The sequence below is a fragment of the Microcoleus sp. PH2017_34_RAT_O_A genome (genome assembly GCF_020737885.1).
GTDB lineage: Bacteria > Cyanobacteriota > Cyanobacteriia > Cyanobacteriales > Microcoleaceae > Microcoleus.
In genome coordinates this window covers 281,609-298,600 of record NZ_JAEQDD010000001.1, presented here as the reverse complement: position 1 = coordinate 298,600, position 16,992 = coordinate 281,609, and the positions used below count along the sequence as shown (strand labels likewise).

Annotated in this window: 16 protein-coding genes and 2 pseudogenes; 8 read left to right on the top strand and 10 right to left on the bottom strand. The window is 46.6% G+C overall.

From position 1 onward, the window contains the following. Positions 1-88: 88 nt before the first annotated feature. The 3 genes from JGK11_RS01275 to JGK11_RS01265 all read right to left on the bottom strand — a co-directional run bounded on the left by JGK11_RS01275 (position 89) and on the right by JGK11_RS01265 (position 2,307). A complete protein-coding gene (locus tag JGK11_RS01275; protein WP_293195900.1) occupies positions 89-571 on the bottom strand; it encodes a hypothetical protein in 483 nt (160 codons plus the stop codon). A gap of 334 nt (positions 572-905) precedes the next feature. Beyond that, the gene (locus JGK11_RS01270; RefSeq protein WP_293189555.1) at positions 906-1,055 is read right to left on the bottom strand and encodes a hypothetical protein; all 150 of its coding nucleotides are present in this window, start codon (positions 1,053-1,055) and stop codon (positions 906-908) included. 13 nt (positions 1,056-1,068) lie between these two features. Then, the gene (locus JGK11_RS01265; protein WP_293210292.1) at positions 1,069-2,307 is read right to left on the bottom strand and encodes a HetZ-related protein; all 1,239 of its coding nucleotides are present in this window, start codon (positions 2,305-2,307) and stop codon (positions 1,069-1,071) included. A 167-nt stretch (positions 2,308-2,474) separates the two neighbouring features. On the opposite strand from JGK11_RS01265, the gene JGK11_RS01260 reads away from it, so the two are divergent. Beyond that, positions 2,475-2,627: a hypothetical protein gene (locus JGK11_RS01260; protein WP_293210289.1), complete on the top strand. Its 153-nt coding sequence runs from the start codon at positions 2,475-2,477 to the stop codon at positions 2,625-2,627. Positions 2,628-2,904: 277 nt separating this feature from the next. Here JGK11_RS01260 and JGK11_RS01255 read toward each other — a convergent pair. Continuing rightward, a pseudogene (locus tag JGK11_RS01255) lies at positions 2,905-3,115 on the bottom strand (D-aminoacyl-tRNA deacylase); the annotation flags it as partial. Positions 3,116-3,330: 215 nt separating this feature from the next. Between JGK11_RS01255 and JGK11_RS01250 the strand changes: the two are divergent. Next, positions 3,331-4,275: a transposase gene (locus JGK11_RS01250; protein WP_325315275.1), complete on the top strand. Its 945-nt coding sequence runs from the start codon at positions 3,331-3,333 to the stop codon at positions 4,273-4,275. Between the two features lie 12 nt (positions 4,276-4,287). Then, positions 4,288-4,491 carry a zinc ribbon domain-containing protein gene (locus JGK11_RS32785; RefSeq protein WP_325315276.1) on the top strand — a complete coding sequence of 68 codons (204 nt, stop codon included), beginning with the start codon at positions 4,288-4,290 and terminating at the stop codon, positions 4,489-4,491. A gap of 30 nt (positions 4,492-4,521) precedes the next feature. On the opposite strand, the pseudogene JGK11_RS01245 reads toward JGK11_RS32785, so the two are convergent. The 4 genes and pseudogenes from JGK11_RS01245 to JGK11_RS01230 form a co-directional block, all read right to left on the bottom strand. Beyond that, positions 4,522-4,761, bottom strand: a pseudogene (locus tag JGK11_RS01245) (D-aminoacyl-tRNA deacylase); the annotation flags it as partial. 280 nt (positions 4,762-5,041) lie between these two features. Then, a complete protein-coding gene (locus JGK11_RS01240; protein ID WP_293195892.1) occupies positions 5,042-6,208 on the bottom strand; it encodes a GTP-binding protein in 1,167 nt (388 codons plus the stop codon). Between the two features lie 667 nt (positions 6,209-6,875). Beyond that, a complete protein-coding gene (locus JGK11_RS01235) occupies positions 6,876-7,277 on the bottom strand; it encodes a fasciclin domain-containing protein (protein ID WP_293185555.1) in 402 nt (133 codons plus the stop codon). Positions 7,278-7,478: 201 nt separating this feature from the next. After that, positions 7,479-7,601, bottom strand: a complete 123-nt coding sequence (locus JGK11_RS01230; RefSeq protein ID WP_293202748.1) for a hypothetical protein — start codon at positions 7,599-7,601, stop codon at positions 7,479-7,481. 93 nt (positions 7,602-7,694) lie between these two features. Here JGK11_RS01230 and JGK11_RS01225 point away from each other — a divergent pair, with 93 nt between their 5' ends. Together JGK11_RS01225 and JGK11_RS01220 are read left to right on the top strand one after the other, a co-directional pair. Then, entirely contained in the window at positions 7,695-8,600 is a 906-nt protein-coding gene (locus JGK11_RS01225; RefSeq protein ID WP_293185554.1) for a ferritin-like domain-containing protein, read from the top strand. 203 nt (positions 8,601-8,803) lie between these two features. Next, positions 8,804-9,307, top strand: coding sequence for a YbjN domain-containing protein (locus JGK11_RS01220; RefSeq protein WP_293176532.1), 504 nt, complete (start codon positions 8,804-8,806; stop codon positions 9,305-9,307). A gap of 181 nt (positions 9,308-9,488) precedes the next feature. On the opposite strand, the gene JGK11_RS01215 is transcribed toward JGK11_RS01220, so the two are convergent. Both JGK11_RS01215 and crtE read right to left on the bottom strand, forming a co-directional pair. Then, positions 9,489-9,947, bottom strand: coding sequence for a divergent PAP2 family protein (locus JGK11_RS01215; protein ID WP_293176530.1), 459 nt, complete (start codon positions 9,945-9,947; stop codon positions 9,489-9,491). Between the two features lie 14 nt (positions 9,948-9,961). Then, complete coding sequence (crtE, locus tag JGK11_RS01210; RefSeq protein ID WP_293176548.1) at positions 9,962-10,891, bottom strand: geranylgeranyl diphosphate synthase CrtE; 930 nt, start codon at positions 10,889-10,891, stop codon at positions 9,962-9,964. Positions 10,892-11,343: 452 nt separating this feature from the next. Between crtE and JGK11_RS01205 the strand changes: the two genes are divergently transcribed. The 3 genes from JGK11_RS01205 to JGK11_RS01195 all read left to right on the top strand — a co-directional run bounded on the left by JGK11_RS01205 (position 11,344) and on the right by JGK11_RS01195 (position 16,985). After that, positions 11,344-13,611, top strand: a complete 2,268-nt coding sequence (locus tag JGK11_RS01205) for a family 2 encapsulin nanocompartment cargo protein terpene cyclase (protein WP_293176528.1) — start codon at positions 11,344-11,346, stop codon at positions 13,609-13,611. A 155-nt stretch (positions 13,612-13,766) separates the two neighbouring features. Further along, entirely contained in the window at positions 13,767-15,176 is a 1,410-nt protein-coding gene (locus tag JGK11_RS01200; protein ID WP_293210287.1) for a family 2B encapsulin nanocompartment shell protein, read from the top strand. Between the two features lie 402 nt (positions 15,177-15,578). Then, positions 15,579-16,985 carry a family 2B encapsulin nanocompartment shell protein gene (locus JGK11_RS01195; RefSeq protein ID WP_293210285.1) on the top strand — a complete coding sequence of 469 codons (1,407 nt, stop codon included), beginning with the start codon at positions 15,579-15,581 and terminating at the stop codon, positions 16,983-16,985. Positions 16,986-16,992: the final 7 nt, after the last annotated feature.

The window sequence follows — 16,992 nt, the reverse complement described above, 5'->3', positions numbered from 1 at the left end:
AAAACATTATAACTTTCAGCAATTTCTCATTTCCAGTTGTCACTGACTAATAAATAATGATGATTGATGATCGATCGCCAATGACTAATTATGTTTCCCCTAACTTGCTAAGAACAAAAGCAGCTAAAAACCCGCAGACAGTAATTAAGCCAGCAAAATCGTGAGTTTCCTCGAATGCTTCGGGAATCATCGTATCTGAGATCGTGGCTAAAATACCCCCTGCTGCGGCGATCGCCAATCCGCTATCGCTTGATTCTGTTTTAGCAGGGTGCAAAGAGCCCGATCGCTTGCGGTGTTTTGCTCCCTGCTGATTCAAAAACCAATTGGCGGCTGTATAAACAGCAGCGCCGCCCAAAAAGCCGATCGCCGTTGAGTCAAAACCGCCGCGCTTGTAAGCTTCATCCATCAACTCAAAAGATAGCGCCCAAATCAGCACACCGGCGCCAAAAGCCATAATTGTGGCGATCGCGCGCTGGGGAATCCTGATAAAGTAACCCACCGCCGCTCCCAGTAGCAGCGCCGAACCACCCACTAAACCCCAAAATTCTGCCTGCAACCACACTGGAAACATGACTACGCACCTCAAAGCAAAAATTTTTAGACCTGCATAAAAATTATAGATCTTTTATTGGGGGGAGGCAGCGGATACAGCACTTTTCAACCCAGGGATGTACTCTCCTTTGGGCTGGTATTTTCTAATAAGTTATGACTGACATCACGTCTGGTAAAATCATCTTTATAAGTTCGTAGTGAGGACTTCAGTCCTCTAATTTTTATGAGGACTGAAGTCCTCACTACGAACCAATTTTACCTGTATTTTTAATAAATTATGATTAATGATTACTAATAAAAAAAATCCCAGGCATAACCTGGGAATGGGAAATATTAATAAAAGTAATGTTGTTTTAATAAATTGAATTTGCCGGAAAGCGGCGATAATTTGGGTAATAATCGAGCAGCACTGGTAGATTTGAGAGCGGACTGCGGGGCGGGCATTCCGGTTCCGGTGCCGCACCCATCGCATTTTCCAATCTCAATAAAACACTTGCGTTCATGTTGGATCACCCGTTATGCTTGGCTGCTGTTGCGAGTCTGGCTTGCCAGATCCAACAGTTGCGCCCAACGTTTTTGGACTTGTTTGGGGGTGCAGTTGAGTGCAGTGGCGATCGCCTTGTCGCATTCTTGATTCCGCTTCATTGCTAACAGTTGTTGTTGTTCGGGCGACAGTTGAGCGCGAAAATCTTTCCATTTGTCTGAAGTCATGCCCAGCTTTTGATCGACATCAGCACCCAGCCATTCGTGGACGAGTTTCCAGTTTTGAGTGCGGGCAAATTTTTCGACGTGGTACTTAAACCGTTGTTGCAGGTAGTCGCGCTGGCGGGAGGACAAACCGAGAACTCGATCGATTTCTGAAGCCGAAAGATCTTGCAATTTTAAAGTCAAGTAGTTCACGCATTCGGGCTGATTTTGAGCTTCCAGATAGGCGATCAATTCGGTGACTACTCGATCGCGCAACACAGCATCAGCCGGATCGACAGTTTCCGAAACCATTTGTTCGCGGACTTGTTGCAGCGCCGGAGAGCGGCTGTACATTTCTGCATCTTCTCCCTTGCCGGATTCTACAGCCATTTCAATGTCGATCGCAGTTTCAGGAGGTTGGCCCTTAGCAAATCCTTGAGCGCGCAGCACGATCAGGCGTTGGCGGTTGCGGCCGGGTAAACCGATTTGGCGCTTGGCGTATTGTTCGGTGAAAGCCATGTACTCAGCCAATTCAATCTGGGTGCGGGGAGTGTAGTTGAGATCCAGTTGGTGTTCGCGGCGGAAAGCGCGCAAAGCTTCGATGTAAAAGCCTTGCAAAAAGTCTTCAATCATGTTGTAGCGAGCTTGGAAGTTCAAGTTCGATCGGAAGGAAGCAACATGACGGTAAATCATCGATGCGAGGTGAGAGTGCAGTTGGACGCGGCCTTGTTTGGAACCGAGGCGGTAGAATTCGAGAGTTTTTTGCAACCGGTGTTCGGCCAAGGTGATTTGCCAAGCTTCAACTTCGCCGGAAATTTGGATGCGATCGCTTTTTTGGCAAATCCGTTCGACTTCCTTAGCAATTCGCATCGCCACTGCTTGAGCGCTGCGGCTGGCAGTTTTCATTTCTGCTTCCAACTCTTTGAGGGCGAATTCAGCCAAAGCCAAGACATCGATGCTGGAAACTGTATTGATTTCGGCGGTTTGTTCGGTGGAGGCGGCTGGAATGAAGTTGAGGTTAGAAACAGTGTTGCAGTTGACGGGGTTGGTGGCAGTTGTGACAGTCATGGCGTTTATCGGGTGGTAGCGCAGTGCGAGGACATTTTTCAGGGAGCGAGGCGGCAGTTGCTGGCGGTTTCGCTTGGCACGGCTGATTCAACTCTCTATGTATTGAATATAGGGAAATACAGATAGGCACAGTGATGCCAGTGTTCCACTCTCTCATGCAACATTTTTTGGCTGCCGAATCTGATTTTAAGCGCTGGCTGTTGACGATAGATTTTATTGCCTTCAAAGCCTTACTGTACAAGCCTTCTGAGCTGTTATGCGGGTGTGGCGATCGCGACAAAGATGGACGGTGTTCCGGGGCCGCTGAGTGGACAATTTAGCAACTGGCCTTTTGAGGGGGTTTTCGGCGTCGGAGATTGCGGAATTGAGACTCGGCAGAATGTAGCGAACTGCAATGTCTTCAGAACCTACGCCACAGCAGTTGGGAAACCCGGTCAATTTAGAAATTTTCTTTTAAAAGGGGCAACGGCTTTTTTTGAACGAACCGCGAAGATACTAAAGAAGAGAACAAGAAGTATTAGTGTCAGTCTTGGACGCAACTGGCACATTAAAAAAAGGTACGTTGTTGCGCTTGAGCGCTCAAGCGCAACAACGTACCTACTCTAATACCAAAGTGACTGGGCCGTCATTCTCGATCGACACTTGCATCATGGCTCCAAACAGCCCTGTTTCAACTTTTAAGCCACTCTGGCGCAACTTTTCGACAAATTTTTCATAAAGTTTTTCGGCGGCTTCTGGGGCGGCAGAGCGATCGAACGACCAGAAGCCGACCTTTGCGACAGTCGCCGTAGAGAGTAAACTGACTGACCGAAAAAATTGGGATACAAGCCCCGTCTTTTTAGGACGGCTTTAATTCTGGATATTGTTAGCAACTGGCAGTATATAGCGGTTCTCAGAAAGATTCGCGGATGTTGTTGGGCTTGGGCCCTCTTGGTTTAAGCGGTTATATAAGCTGTCAGTCATACCTCATCTTTTTGATAAAGGCTATAGCAGTATAATAGAGTAAATAAATAGCCAGTAAAAATGAAAGCAAGGTATCAATTCCGTTTCTATCCCAGCAACCAACAGCAACAGAGTTTAGCTCAGTTGTTTGGTTGTGTGCGGGTAGTATGGAATGATGCTTTAGCCGTTTGCAAACAATCCGAAAAAAAACCGAAATCGGCAAACCTTCTTCATCAGGTTATCACTCAAGCCAAACAAACTGAGGAAAGAGCATGGTTGAGTGAAGTCTCAAATATTGCACTACAGCAATCTGTAGCAGATTTGGAGACAGCCTTTAAGAATTTTTTTGAGTCATGCAAGGGAAAAAGAAAAGGGCGCAAAGTCGGTTATCCAAAGTTCAAAAAACGCACGAATAGCCAGTCTGCCCGGTTGACTCGCGGAGGCTTCTCAATCAAAGAAGATGGGGTTTATTTAGCTAAAATTGGTATTGTTAAGCCAATTTGGTCGAGAGCACTGCCGTCAGTTCCTAGCTCTGTCACAATCATCAATGATTGTGCTAACCGCTACTTCCTGAGCTTTGTTGTAGAGATAAATCCCGATATAGTCGAAGCTAAAAAACACAGCATCGGCATCGATTTGGGTATTAAAACCTTTGCAGCAATGAGCGACGGAACATCAGCTAAAAGTCCAAGCTACAAACAGTTAGACCGAAAAAATCGCAGATTGCAACGCAAGTTGGCAAGGCAGCCCAAGGACTCAAAGCGCCGAAACAAAACTCGCATTCAGATTGCTAAATTACACAACCAAATGGGGGATACCCGTAAAGACTTTCTGCACAAACTATCGACCAAAGTTGTTAGTGAGAATCAAACTATTATTTTGGAAGATTTGAATGTGTCGGGTCTGGTCAAAAATCGGAAACTTGCCAGAGTAATTAGTCAGCAAGGATGGTACGAGTTTAGAGCTTTATGTGAGGCTAAATCTGAAAAGTTTGGCAGAGAATTCAGGGTAATTAGTCGCTCTTAACCAACTAGCCAAGTGTGCTCAGATTGCGGGTTTAAGTGGGGTAAAATAGACCTATCTGTTCGTTCGCTAGTGTGCCTTAATTGTGGTACTCAGCAAGACAGGGATTTAAACGCTGCGAGAAATATAGAAAAAGTCGGGATAGGGCATTGCCACGACTCTAAATGTACGCAGAGAGAAGGTAAGACCACGAAGGAGGCACATCTCGATGAAGCGTAAAGAATCCCCGCGCGTTTACGCCGGGGAGTATGTCAAAACCAGGAACTCGCCGCCGATGTCTTGTACGGACTTGTCCCAGCGCCCGCCGTCGCTGGCCGAGTCGGGAAACAAACGCAATTATAGGCATTTCCGAGCCATCCAGTCGAGTTCTGCTTCGGTGTCGGTGTCCGCAATACCTACAAGCAAGTTGAGTCCGCAGCCAATTTTGCCGATAATTTTACCGTTAACTTGGACTTGAGATGATTTGACTCGCTGGATGATGACTCGCATGGGAATCTCAAACAGTCCTGGACATATATAGGGATAAATTCTTAGGTACGTAGTTGCGCTTCAGCGCTCTTTCCGATATCCCAAAAAGAGCGCTTAAGCGCAACTACGTACCTGGATTTTAAGAGCGCTTAAGCGCAACTACGTACCTGGATTTTAAGAGCGCTTAAGCGCAACTACGTACCTGGATTTTAAGAGCGCTTAAGCGCAACTACATACCTGGATTTTAAGAGCGCTTAAGCGCAACTACGTACCTGGATTTAATGTGACAGTTGCGTCCAGGTTAGTTTTTCCCGAATCCTTTGCCGCGATTGGGTGCAGGCATACAGAGACAGTTTTCGATTTGCGATCGCAAAGTCTCGGTATCCAAACCCTGACCGATCAGAACAAGTTGGTTTTTTGGCTCACCTTTCCACTGATCGTCATCCATTGAAAATCGCTTGCCGCTCAAGTGGAAAATATGCCGTTTCGGACTTTCTTCAAACCACATAATCCCTTTCGCGCGAAACACGTTTGTTGGCATTTGGTGGTCTAAGAAATATTGAAATTTCCTCAGAGAAAACGGCTTGTCGCTTTGGAAAGAAATTGAGGTAAATCCGTCATTGTCTAAATGGCCGGAGTGGTCGTGATGGGCATGATCGTGATGATCGTGATGATCGTGATGATCGTGATGGTCGTGATGATCGTGATGATCGTGATGATCGTGATCGTGATGACCGTGATCGTGATGGTCGTGATCGTGATGACCGTGATCGTGATGGTCGTGACTGCTAGCAGTTTCCTCAGATTGAAAATATTTGTCAGATTCAAACAATCCGACGCTGAGGACTAAAGGTAAGGGAACTTGCGATTTTACCGTTCGCAAAATTCGAGCGCCTTCTTTGATATCGCGAATCTTAACTTCCAACAAATCTAAATCTGCTTCTTCAACCAAATCTGTTTTGTTGAGAATAATAATATCGCCGTAAGCTATTTGACTGTAGGCTGCTTCTGAGTTGAACAAATCTAAGCTGTAGTTGGCTGCGTCTACTACTGTAACTATTGAATCTAGACGGGTCATGTCGCGCAGTTCTGTGCCTAAAAAAGTCAGAGCTACTGGCAGCGGGTCGGCGAGTCCGGTGGTCTCGACTACTAGATAGTCGAGCTTTTCTTGACGTTCTAAAACTTTGTAAACTGCATTAACCAAATCTTCGTTAATTGTGCAGCAGATGCAGCCGTTGTTCAGCTCGACCATGTTGTCGTCTGTAGTGACAATCAGTTCGTTGTCGATGCCGATTTCACCAAATTCATTGACCAAAACTGCTGTTTTCAAACCTTGCTGGTTGGTCAGGATGTGGTTGAGCAGGGTTGTTTTGCCGCTGCCGAGAAATCCTGTAATGATTGTAACGGGCAATCCGTGTTTGGGAGCGTCCATCGCCGTTTCTGTCTCGGACTGAGTTGTAGATTGCATAACTTGACTGTCAAATAATGTCGATCGCACTTTCCTTGTGGTTCTTATTGTATCTTATTTAAGCTCAGCCCCCATCAACCCGGTTTCTGGGAGAAATTTTGGGTTTCGCGGCATGGCATCTACGCATCAACCGCAAATAAGCTTCAGAGTACGAATGCTATTGGCTTACAGCCTGTTTTTCCGGTAAATCCAGCGGCGACAAATTTGGGGCAGACAATCGCTTCGTGCGATCGACCAATTCCCCCTGCTCTATGATGGTTTTTGCGATCGCGCTGCTTCATTCAGTTGACCGCTTGACAGCTTGTCGTGAGCGAAGTCGAAGGGTTGACCGCTTGACAGTTGATAGCGACATCTACCTGGAAGTCCGAGGATTGGAGTAATGAATAGTCTGATTTTAATTTCTCCTTAAAAGGGTTCCGGCTTTTAACCAATTCTTGGGTGCATCTGGTTTTTGAAGAGGGCGAAGCATGACCGCATATAAGTTATTAGTTATAATCTCATATTGATTTCGGTCATGCTTCGCCCCTACAAACATATTTACCAAAGTGAGATGCACCCCAATTCTTTATGGTAAGATATTTATTTTTAACTATCAATTAAAATCGGGCGGTGGCTAACAACAGCCACCGCCCTCAAGATAGTATTATTGCACTATCTAAATCTGTGCTTACGCAGGAAGCAAGACTGTATCGATGATGTGGATGACGCCATTATCAGCAGCAACATCGGCTGTGGTAACGGTAGAATCATTGATTTTGACGCCATTGGAAGCATCAATTTTCACTTCTGAACCTTCAACTGTTTTGGCAGATTTCAGCTTGACTACATCAGCAGCCATAACTTTGCCAGCAACGACATGATAAGTCAAGATTTTTGTGAGCTTAGGAATGTCCTTAAGCAGTGCTTCTACAGTACCTGCGGGAAGCTTAGCAAAAGCTTCGTCTGTGGGTGCGAAAACTGTGAAGGGCCCGGTGCCTTTGAGAGTATCGACTAAACCAGCAGCTTTGACGGCAGCAACCAGAGTTGTAAAAGAGCCTGCCGAAACGGCGGTATCAACGATGTCAGCCAAGTGAGTCACCTAGGTTTTGTCTTCCATAAATCAATATAACGCTTAAAAGTTAATTTAGCTACCTAAATTTTTCTTTTATTTATTCAGTTATTCTGATATAAATAGCAAAATATTCTTCTAGAAATAACTTATAAAATACCTGTCTAAAGGTAGATAAAAATATCGAAATTTTATTGTATTTTAATGCAAAACAACCTGTTCCTAAATACATTGGTAAGCCGATCGCGAATCGTGCGATCGCCCAGGCGCAGTATGAAATGTAAACGCAGAGCGATCGACATAAATAACTGAGCTGGCAAAACCTTCAAGATCGATCTTTGCCAAAAGCGCACACAAAGTTTCTGCCTGCTGAGGTCATTGGTATCCTAAAAACTGCGTTACACTTATACAGGTATCTTTACAAAACAACATACAAACATGACAGTTGCCTATCCCCGCAAGCTTCGCAACGGCATGGGAGCGCGCGAGATTTTAAGTCAAGTGGTGCGCGATCGCGAAATCCACTTGATTACCCTCAACCGCTACCGCTACAGCGAACAGCGCAGTTGCAAAGACCTCACCGACTTGATCGAGCAGCTAGACGGCGAACCGGCCGAACTCGTGCGCGATCTTTCTCGGCATATCTCGGACGAAGCGCGACACGCCATGTGGCTTACAGACTTGCTCGCAGACATCGGCGAGAAGGTGGGAACGCCGCCAGGAGTCTCCTACATTGACGAATTTGAAAGGTTGCTCGACAGCGACCAAAAAGACCCTACCAAAGACCGCGAAGATTTTGTAATTTCTTCCCTAGCGGCGATTAACGTCACCGAGAAGCGGGGATGCGAGTATTTCTCAGCGCACATCCACGCCCTCAAAAATGCTCCTCAAACCGACGAAAACGTCAAAATCCGCGAAACCATCGAAAAGATTTTTCCCGAAGAAGCTGGTCACGTCCGCTGGGGCAACCGCTGGCTGGGTAAAATTGCTGCGAAGAGCCCGGCACACCGCGAGAAGGTGGAACAGGCGAAACGCAAGTATGCAGCGATCGAACAAGCAGCATTTGCATCGGGAATGGATATCATGCTGGGAGCAGAACTGCGTCGCGTCACCCGTCTCGTGGACATTGCCAACACGATGCCGATGTGGGAACGCCCACAATACCTGATGGAACGCTTGCCAGCCACTCTGCTCGCCCCCGATTTGCAAATGACCAGAGTCGATGTAGCTCAGCGGGCCTGGAACCGAGATCCGCAAGCATTTGTGGAGAAATTTGTGCCGATGTTCCTCAATGGATTAAAACCGATTGAGAAGAAGCCCGCGGCTGCTAAGCCCAAGGCTTAGATACAGGTGAGGGAGAGCTCAGGATATGGGTTCCCAGGCACAGCCTGGGAACCACTCATTATTTAAGTCATACCGAATTCTTTAATGTAAAATCCAAAACCTAAAATCCAAAATCCTATAAGTCCTATTTTGCTAAGTCCTGAAGAGGAAGTAAACTGTATTGGTAAAGATTATTGGAACACTTTTCCGTTTAAATATTAATCATGACTAACAGCGAGCCAAACCCACAAACACCTTCCGCAGAAAGCCTCTCTAGCGAAAGCGCGATCGCCTCCGAGCAGGTCGAAAAAGCCACAGCAGTGAGCTATGCCGAAGAAATTGAAACTGTGATTGCCAGCATGGCTGTAGACCAAAAAGTGATGGTCGGTCAAAATGAAGCTGGCGGACATCTTTGGAAATTCAAGTACGGGAGCGTTGAAGTGTTCGTGCAACTCACGGGCGAAACCGAAAATGATACTTTAACTGTTTGGGCTTTTGTGCTTCAGTTGCCGGCAAAGAATGAAGCTGAATTAATGCGGAAACTGCTAGAAATGAATTGGCTGGCTACTTTAGAATCTCATTTTGCGATCGTTGACAACCAAGTTGCCGTAATATCAACTCGGACGATCGCCGAAATCTCTGCTGGGGAAATGTCACGCGCTATTACTATTGTAGCCACCATCGCCGATGACAACGATGACTTGCTGCAAGCAGAATTTGGTAATTAGTCATTAGTCATTAGTCATTAGTCATTGGTCATTAGTCATTAGTCATTGGTCATTAGTCATTGGTCATTGGTCATTGGTAATTTGAACCAACTGTCAACTGTCAACTGTCAACTGTCAACTGTCAACTGTCAACTGTCAACTGTCAACTGTCAACTGTCAACTGTTAACTAATGACTAATGACTAATATGCAGGCCCTGCGATCCAAGAAATCGCGATTCCCAGCCCCAAACCGACGAACACTTGAAAAGGAGTGTGTCCCAGCAACTCTTTCAGGCGAGCCTCATTAAAGTTGTGGTCTTCCTCAAAAAACTCGTCGATAATTTGGTTGAGGATTTGAGCTTGTTTCCCTGCTGCTTGGCGGACTCCAGCAGCGTCGTACATGACAATAATTGCAAAGATGGCTGCGATCGCAAATTCTGGACTTTCCCATCCCATCGTTTGTCCGACTCCCGCAGCCAAAGCGCCCACAAAAGATGAGTGAGAGCTGGGCATTCCGCCCGTTGTTACCAAATACCGCAGATTAAACTTACGATTTTTGATTAATTCGATCGGCAATTTAATGATTTGAGCCGACAGACAAGCGATCAAAGCAACTATCAGTACATGATTGTGTAAGATGCCGCTGCAAATTTCCTGCATATTCTTTAGTATTTCTAGTTACTGCGGCTGGTAATAAAATCGGCGATTCCCAATAAAGGCTGGGCTTTACTTCCAAACACTGCCAATTGAGCCTTAGCATCAGCAACAAGCTCTTTGGCTTGGCGCCGAGACTCCTCAATTCCCCACAAACTCGGATAAGTCACCTTTCCGGCTTGAACATCTTTGCCAGCGGTTTTGCCCAATTCTTCTTGAGTAGCAGTAATATCCAGAATGTCATCAATTATCTGGAAAGCCAGCCCAATATTTTTAGCAAAACGCGAAAGCCGCTGCAAATCCGCAGCAGAAGCCCCAGCCAGAATTCCCCCACAAACCACGCAGGCTTCTAACAGCGCGCCGGTTTTGTGAGCGTGAATGTAGGTCAAAGTTTCTATAGAAACATCTTTCAATCCTTCCGATTCCAGGTCAAGTACCTGACCGCCTACGAGTCCAGCAGCGCCGGACGCGCGCGCCAAATGGGCGATCGTCTGCAACACCTGTAGGGGGGGTACGTTCTCAGTTTTAGTGGCGATAAATTCAAAGGCATAGCTCAACAAACCATCGCCAGCCAAAATTGCGATGTCTTCGCCGTAGACTTTGTGGTTAGTCAGTTTGCCGCGCCGATAGTCATCATTGTCCATTGCCGGCAAATCGTCGTGAATTAGCGACATGGTGTGGATCATTTCCAAAGCGCAAGCTGTGGGCATTGCCATTTGGGAAGTGCCACCGGCGATTTCGCACCCAGCCAGACACAGGATCGGACGTAGCCGTTTGCCCCCTGCTAGCAGTGAGTAGCGCATGGCTTCGTAAATTTTCTCTGGGTAGATGACCTGGATCGCACCGTCGAGAGCTACCTCGATCGCCTTTTTTTGTTCGACTAGGTAAGTAGATAAGTCGAAAGCGGATTCCGGTTGAGACGAATCCATTTCTGTTGCTGCAAATACCATCCCTTGCTCTCTTGTACTGAATGTGACGAAAGGATACTGTGAGTTGTTTTGGTCGATCGCGCCGACTTTTAGGGGGGCGATCGCTCGAAATCTGAGACTCAATTTAATCATTTTACGGGTGTTGTTGCACAGAAACTTATTAGTGTGGATGTCAAGGATTTAGTTTTGCTTGAGGGTTGGGATATGAAGTTGTTGACACCGGAACAGATTCGGGACTGAATCTGCTTTTCTGAGCAGTCAAGAGATGTGCGATCGATCGCTCTGCTTCACCAAACTATTTTGTTAAATTTTATTGAGTCGAGCGCTACCGTGGATATGAACTAGCCTACTGTACAATCACAAACCACATATTGGACTTGGCTAGGCCGACGAGAGCGATCGCCAACCGCCACAACTCAGCCGTTGGTCGGCAAAAATACCAATAAGACTCAACAGAAGGTTACACGCCGATTATGCAACCATTTAAATTGCCAGAATTTTATATGCCTTGGCCGGCGCGGCTGAACCCTAATCTGGAAGCCGCGCGAGTTCATTCCAAAGCATGGGCCTACGAGATGGGGATACTTGGCTCAAAAGAAGAAGCCCAAGGCCAGCCTATTTGGGACGAACGCAAATTCGATGCCCATGACTACGCCTTGCTTTGCTCCTATACCCATCCAGACGCACCAGCAACAGAACTAGACTTAGTAACCGACTGGTATGTGTGGGTATTCTTTTTTGACGACCACTTTCTGGAAATCTACAAGCGTAGTCAAGACATGGTTGGGGCGAAGGAATACCTCGATCGACTGCCAGCATTTATGCCGATCTACCCTAACGACACCCCTCCCGTTCCCACCAACCCAGTAGAGCGGGGCTTGGCAAACCTGTGGTCTCGCACCGCCTTTACTAAGTCTGTGGAATGGCGGCAACGATTCTTTGAGAGTACCAAAAACCTCTTGGATGAGTCGATGTGGGAACTTGACAATATCAACCAAAATCGAATTGCCAACCCCATCGAATACATTGAGATGCGGCGTAAAGTTGGCGGCGCACCCTGGTCTGCGGATCTGGTGGAACACGCCGCGTTTGTAGAAGTTCCGGCCAAAATTGCCGCAACTCGACCAATGCGGGTCTTGAAAGAAACATTTGCCGATGGAGTACATCTACGCAACGACCTATTCTCCTATCAAAGAGAAGTAGAAGATGAAGGCGAGAACTCGAACTGTGTATTGGTCTTAGAACGCTTCCTCAATGTGAGTACCCAAGAGGCGGCTAACCTCACCAATGAACTGCTGAACTCACGGTTATATCAGTTTGATAATACTGCTGTCACCGAGTTACCTTCCCTGTTTGAGGAGTACGGAGTAGATCCAGTAGAGCGTGCCCATGTTCTCCTTTATATCAAAGGACTTCAGGACTGGCAGTCGGGCGGTCACGAGTGGCATATGCGATCGAGCCGCTACATGAACAAACAGGAAGCGGATAATTCTGCGACACCAACGATTCTGGGTGGGCCTACTGGACTAGGCACATCGGCGGCGCGGCTTGAGTCGTTATACGCCAACTTGGGTTTAGGAAGGTTCAAGAGCTTTACTCACGTTCCCTACCAGGCTGTAGGGCCAGTGAAATTGCCCAATTTTTATATGCCCTTCTCTACTACTTTGAATCCCAATCTGGATGCCGCGCGGAATCATTCTAAGGAATGGGCGCGCCGGATGGGGATGCTGGACTCACTACCAGGCATTCCTGATGCTTTCATCTGGAATGACCACAAGTTTGATGTTGCTGATGTAGCCCTATGCGGTGCGTGGATACATCCGAATGGGTCTGAGCATGAGCTAAATTTAACAGCTTGCTGGCTGGTTTGGGGAACCTATGCCGATGATTACTTCCCAGCACTCTACGGGAATAACCGCGACATGGCTGGCGCGAAAGTGTTCAACGCCCGACTGTCGGCGTTTATGCCTCTCGACGACTCCACCCCCCCAGCGGTGCCGACTAATCCGGTGGAACGTGGCTTGGCAGATATTTGGTCTCGAACTGCTGGCCCGATGTCTGCTAATGCGCGGACTGAGTTCCGCCGTGCGATCCAGGATATGACTGACAGTTGGGTGTGGGAACTTGCCAATCAAACTCAAAATCGGATTCCAGACCCGATCGATTATATTGAAATGCGTCGTAAGACGTTTGGTTCGGATTTGACAATGAGCTTGTCTCGACTAGCCCAGGGCGGCGAGATACCAATGGAGATTTACTACAGTCGGCCAATGCGATCGCTGGAAAATTCCGCGGCCGACTTTGCCTGTTTCACTAACGATATCTTCTCCTACCAGAAAGAAATCGAATTTGAAGGGGAAATCCATAATATCGTACTGGTTGTGCAGAATTTCCTCAACTGCGATATGATCCAGGCTGTCGAGATTGTGAACAATCTGATGACCGCGCGGGCGCAGCAGTTTCAACACATTGTCGCCACCGAACTGCCAGCCCTTTTTGACGATTTCAACCTGGATGAAAGCACTCGCGAGAAACTGCTTGCATATGTCAAAAAACTAGAACAATGGATGTGTGGCGTACTCAAGTGGCATACGAAAGTAGACCGCTATAAGGAATTTGAATTGCGTAATAGTGCTTCCCCAGTAGTGCGACTGCTCAACGGGCCCACAGGGTTTGGCACTTCGGCAGCACACATCAAATCTTTGGTCGGTGCAAGCAGTTTTTTGGCCAATAATCGGTAAATTTGAATCGAATTGTATCTTTTTGTCAAAGATACGATTTGATTGTCTCTTTTTACAAGATAATCTGTCTTGCTAACTTAGGTTTTTCTCGATCGCCCTTCGGTGAAGTAAAACCAAGTTGTTTTTTGAGTAACTAGAAAGTGAAGAATTAGTTTATGACCTATTCCAATGATTCGGGTTCAGATGTTGAGAATCAGCAGCCTCAGTTGAGTTTAAGTACAGCAGCAGCCCGTAATTTGGCGACGACCACCAAATCTGCACCGCAGATGCAGGAAATTACCTCACGGTGGTTGTTGAAACTGTTGCCGTGGGTGCAAACAAAGGGTGGCGTATATCGAGTTAACCGTCGTTTAAGTTATACCGTAGGTGATGGAAGAGTCTCTTTCACCAACACTGGCGCAACTGTACAAGTAATTCCCCAAGAACTTACTGAGTTGCCATTGCTCAGAGGGTTTGAGGACACAGAAGTTTTAACTGCGTTGGCGAACCAGTTTGTGCAGGAAGAGTACGCTGCCGGGGACACGATCGTTGAAATAGGTCAAGCAGCCGATCGAGTATTATTGATCGCCCGTGGTAAAGTTAACAAGATTGGTCTTGGCAAGTATGACGAACAGGTTGTTTTAGATGTACTCGCTGATGGCGATCGTTTCGGTGATGAATCTCTAGTAGAATCTCAAGACACCTGGCAGTATACCCTCAAAGCTCTTACCAGATGTATCGTATTAGCATTACCTCAACAGGCGTTTGAGCAAATCCTTAACCAGTCCGAAGCTTTACAAACTCAGGTCGATAAGTTCCGCGCCATCCTCAGCCAGCCACAAACTACTGAAGGTGAAGCTGCTATTAATGTATCTGCGGGACATCGCGGCGAGACTGAGTTGCCAGGTACTTTCGTTGATTACGATCTCTCACCCCGCCAATATGATTTGAGCATTGCCCAAACCGTGTTGCGGATCAGTACCAGGGTAGCCGATCTGTACAATGAACCAATGAATCAGACCGAGCAACAATTGCGTCTGACTGTTGAGGCATTACGGGAACGTCAAGAACACGAAATGATCAACAACCCCGAATTTGGGTTGCTGCATAACGCTGACCTCAAACAACGCATTTACAGTAGCACTGGCGCACCTACTCCAGACGACATGGACGAATTGCTGGCTACGGTATGGAAAGACCCTGGCTTCTTCCTGGCTCATCCTCGCACGATCGCAGCCTTTGCTCGCGAGTGTAACCGCATAGGGATCTATCCACAAAGCATTGACATGGGCGGCCAACAAGTTCCGGCTTGGCGTGGTGTACCGATCTTTCCCTGCAACAAGATCCCCATCACAAATACCCGCACCAGTTCTATCCTCTTACTCCGCACTGGTCTTGAAAAACAAGGCGTTATCGGTTTACATCAAACTGGTATCCCTGACGAATATCAACCTAGCTTGTCTGTCCGCTTCATGGGCATCAGCGAAAAGGCAATTATGTCTTATCTCGTCACAGCTTACTACTCCGCAGCCGTCCTAGTTCCTGACGCACTCGGCATCCTCGAAGATGTAGAAGTCGGTCGTTAATTAGACCTCGACCATATTTATTGTGGAACAGGCATCCTGCCTGTTCAAAACTTGTTTTTCCAATAATTATTGTGGAACAGGCATCCTGCCTGTTCAAAACTTGCTTTTCCAATAATTATTGTGGAACAGGCATCCTGCCTGTTCAAAACTTGCTTTTTTGGAGAGGTCTAAGAGGTCTATTGGTGCTGAGAGGTTAAGGCAAATGATTTTTGTCGATCGGTAATTACGCTCTATTTTAAGCGTTAAATCCAGTAGACTTCTCTCAAAAAGCTTGTCTGGAACAGGCAAGATGCCTGTTCCACAATAATTATGGGAGATGTCTAGTAATTATTGACAAAACAATTGCCTTAACCTCTCACCTATTAGAGCGGGTATTTTTGTTAGTAAGTAAAGGATGAGGTAATGACATATTCTAATGATTCGAGTTTGGAAGTTGAAGGTCAGCAACCTCAACTGAGTTTAGGTACAGCCGCAGCCCGTAATTTGGCGACGACAACCAAATCTGCACCACAGATGCAGGAAATTACATCGCGGTGGTTGTTGAAGATGTTGCCGTGGGTGCAGATAAAAGGTGGTAATTATCGGGTAAACCGTCGTTTAACCTATACTTTAGGTGATGGGAGAATTACTTTTACGAATACAGGTGCAAATATTGAGGTAATTCCTCAAGAACTGACCGAATTACCCTTATTGCGAGGTTTTGATGATGTTGAAGTCTTAACAGCTTTAGCTAGTCGCTTCGTACAACAGGAGTTTGCTTCTGGTGACATTATTGTACAATCAGGTCAACCAGTCGATCGGCTTTTCCTGATCGCTCATGGTAAAGTTAATAAATTTGGTCTTCCCAAATATGAAGAAGAACCTTTATTGGGCGCGTTAGCTGATGGGGATCATTTTGGCGATGAGGTTTTAGTAGCGTCTCAAAGCAATTGGAAGTTTACGGTTAAAGCTGTGACTCGATGCACAGTATTAAGCTTACCACAACAAGCGTTTAGGGAAATTCTGAACCAGTCGGCGGCTTTGCAGACTCAGATCGATCGAGCCGTAACTCGCGCACAATTACCACAGAATAAGCAGGGTGAAGCCACCATTGCTTTATCTTCAGGACATACTGGAGAAACTCAATTACCAGGGACTTTCGTTGACTACGAACTTTCTCCCCGGGAATATGAGTTAAGTATTGCCCAAACTGTGTTAAGGATCAATACTCGCGTCGCTGATTTGTATAATGAACCAATGAACCAGACGGAACAACAATTACGTCTGACGATTGAGGCATTGCGGGAACGTCAAGAATATGAGTTGATCAATAACCGTGAATTTGGTTTACTGCACAATGCTGACCTTAAACAGCGTCTCCACCCCCGCACTGGTGCGCCTACTCCTGATGACCTCGATGAACTGCTTACCCGCCGCAGAAAGTCGAAGTTCTTCCTAGCTCATCCTCGCACTATTGCAGCCTTCGGCCGGCAGTGTAACCGCCTCGGTATCTATCCACAAAACATCGACATGGACGGAAGTAAAGTTATTGCTTGGCGCGGTGTACCTCTTCTTCCTTGTAATAAGATACCCATCACCAAAAACCAAACCAGTTCTATTCTTGTGCTGCGTACTGGTGAGGAAGATCAGGGCGTGATCGGTTTACAGCAAACGGGGATAGCTGACGAATACCAACCAGGCTTATCTGTTAGATTTATGGGTATTAGTGAAAAGGCGATTATGTCTTACCTTGTTACTGCATATTACTCCGCAGCCGTGCTAGTACCTGACGCACTTGGTATCGTTGAAGATGTTGAAATCGGGCGTTAGGAGAGAT

Coding starts and splice junctions, on each gene's coding strand:
- JGK11_RS01265 (WP_293210292.1), bottom strand. CDS start 2,307: ATGACTGTCACAACTGCCACCAACCCCGTCAACTGCAACACTGTTTCT.
- JGK11_RS01205 (WP_293176528.1), top strand. CDS start 11,344: ATGCAACCATTTAAATTGCCAGAATTTTATATGCCTTGGCCGGCGCGG.
- JGK11_RS01215 (WP_293176530.1), bottom strand. CDS start 9,947: ATGCAGGAAATTTGCAGCGGCATCTTACACAATCATGTACTGATAGTT.
- JGK11_RS01275 (WP_293195900.1), bottom strand. CDS start 571: ATGTTTCCAGTGTGGTTGCAGGCAGAATTTTGGGGTTTAGTGGGTGGT.
- JGK11_RS01240 (WP_293195892.1), bottom strand. CDS start 6,208: ATGCAATCTACAACTCAGTCCGAGACAGAAACGGCGATGGACGCTCCC.
- JGK11_RS01200 (WP_293210287.1), top strand. CDS start 13,767: ATGACCTATTCCAATGATTCGGGTTCAGATGTTGAGAATCAGCAGCCT.
- crtE (WP_293176548.1), bottom strand. CDS start 10,891: ATGGTATTTGCAGCAACAGAAATGGATTCGTCTCAACCGGAATCCGCT.
- JGK11_RS01225 (WP_293185554.1), top strand. CDS start 7,695: ATGACAGTTGCCTATCCCCGCAAGCTTCGCAACGGCATGGGAGCGCGC.
- JGK11_RS01220 (WP_293176532.1), top strand. CDS start 8,804: ATGACTAACAGCGAGCCAAACCCACAAACACCTTCCGCAGAAAGCCTC.
- JGK11_RS01250 (WP_325315275.1), top strand. CDS start 3,331: ATGAAAGCAAGGTATCAATTCCGTTTCTATCCCAGCAACCAACAGCAA.
- JGK11_RS01270 (WP_293189555.1), bottom strand. CDS start 1,055: ATGAACGCAAGTGTTTTATTGAGATTGGAAAATGCGATGGGTGCGGCA.
- JGK11_RS01195 (WP_293210285.1), top strand. CDS start 15,579: ATGACATATTCTAATGATTCGAGTTTGGAAGTTGAAGGTCAGCAACCT.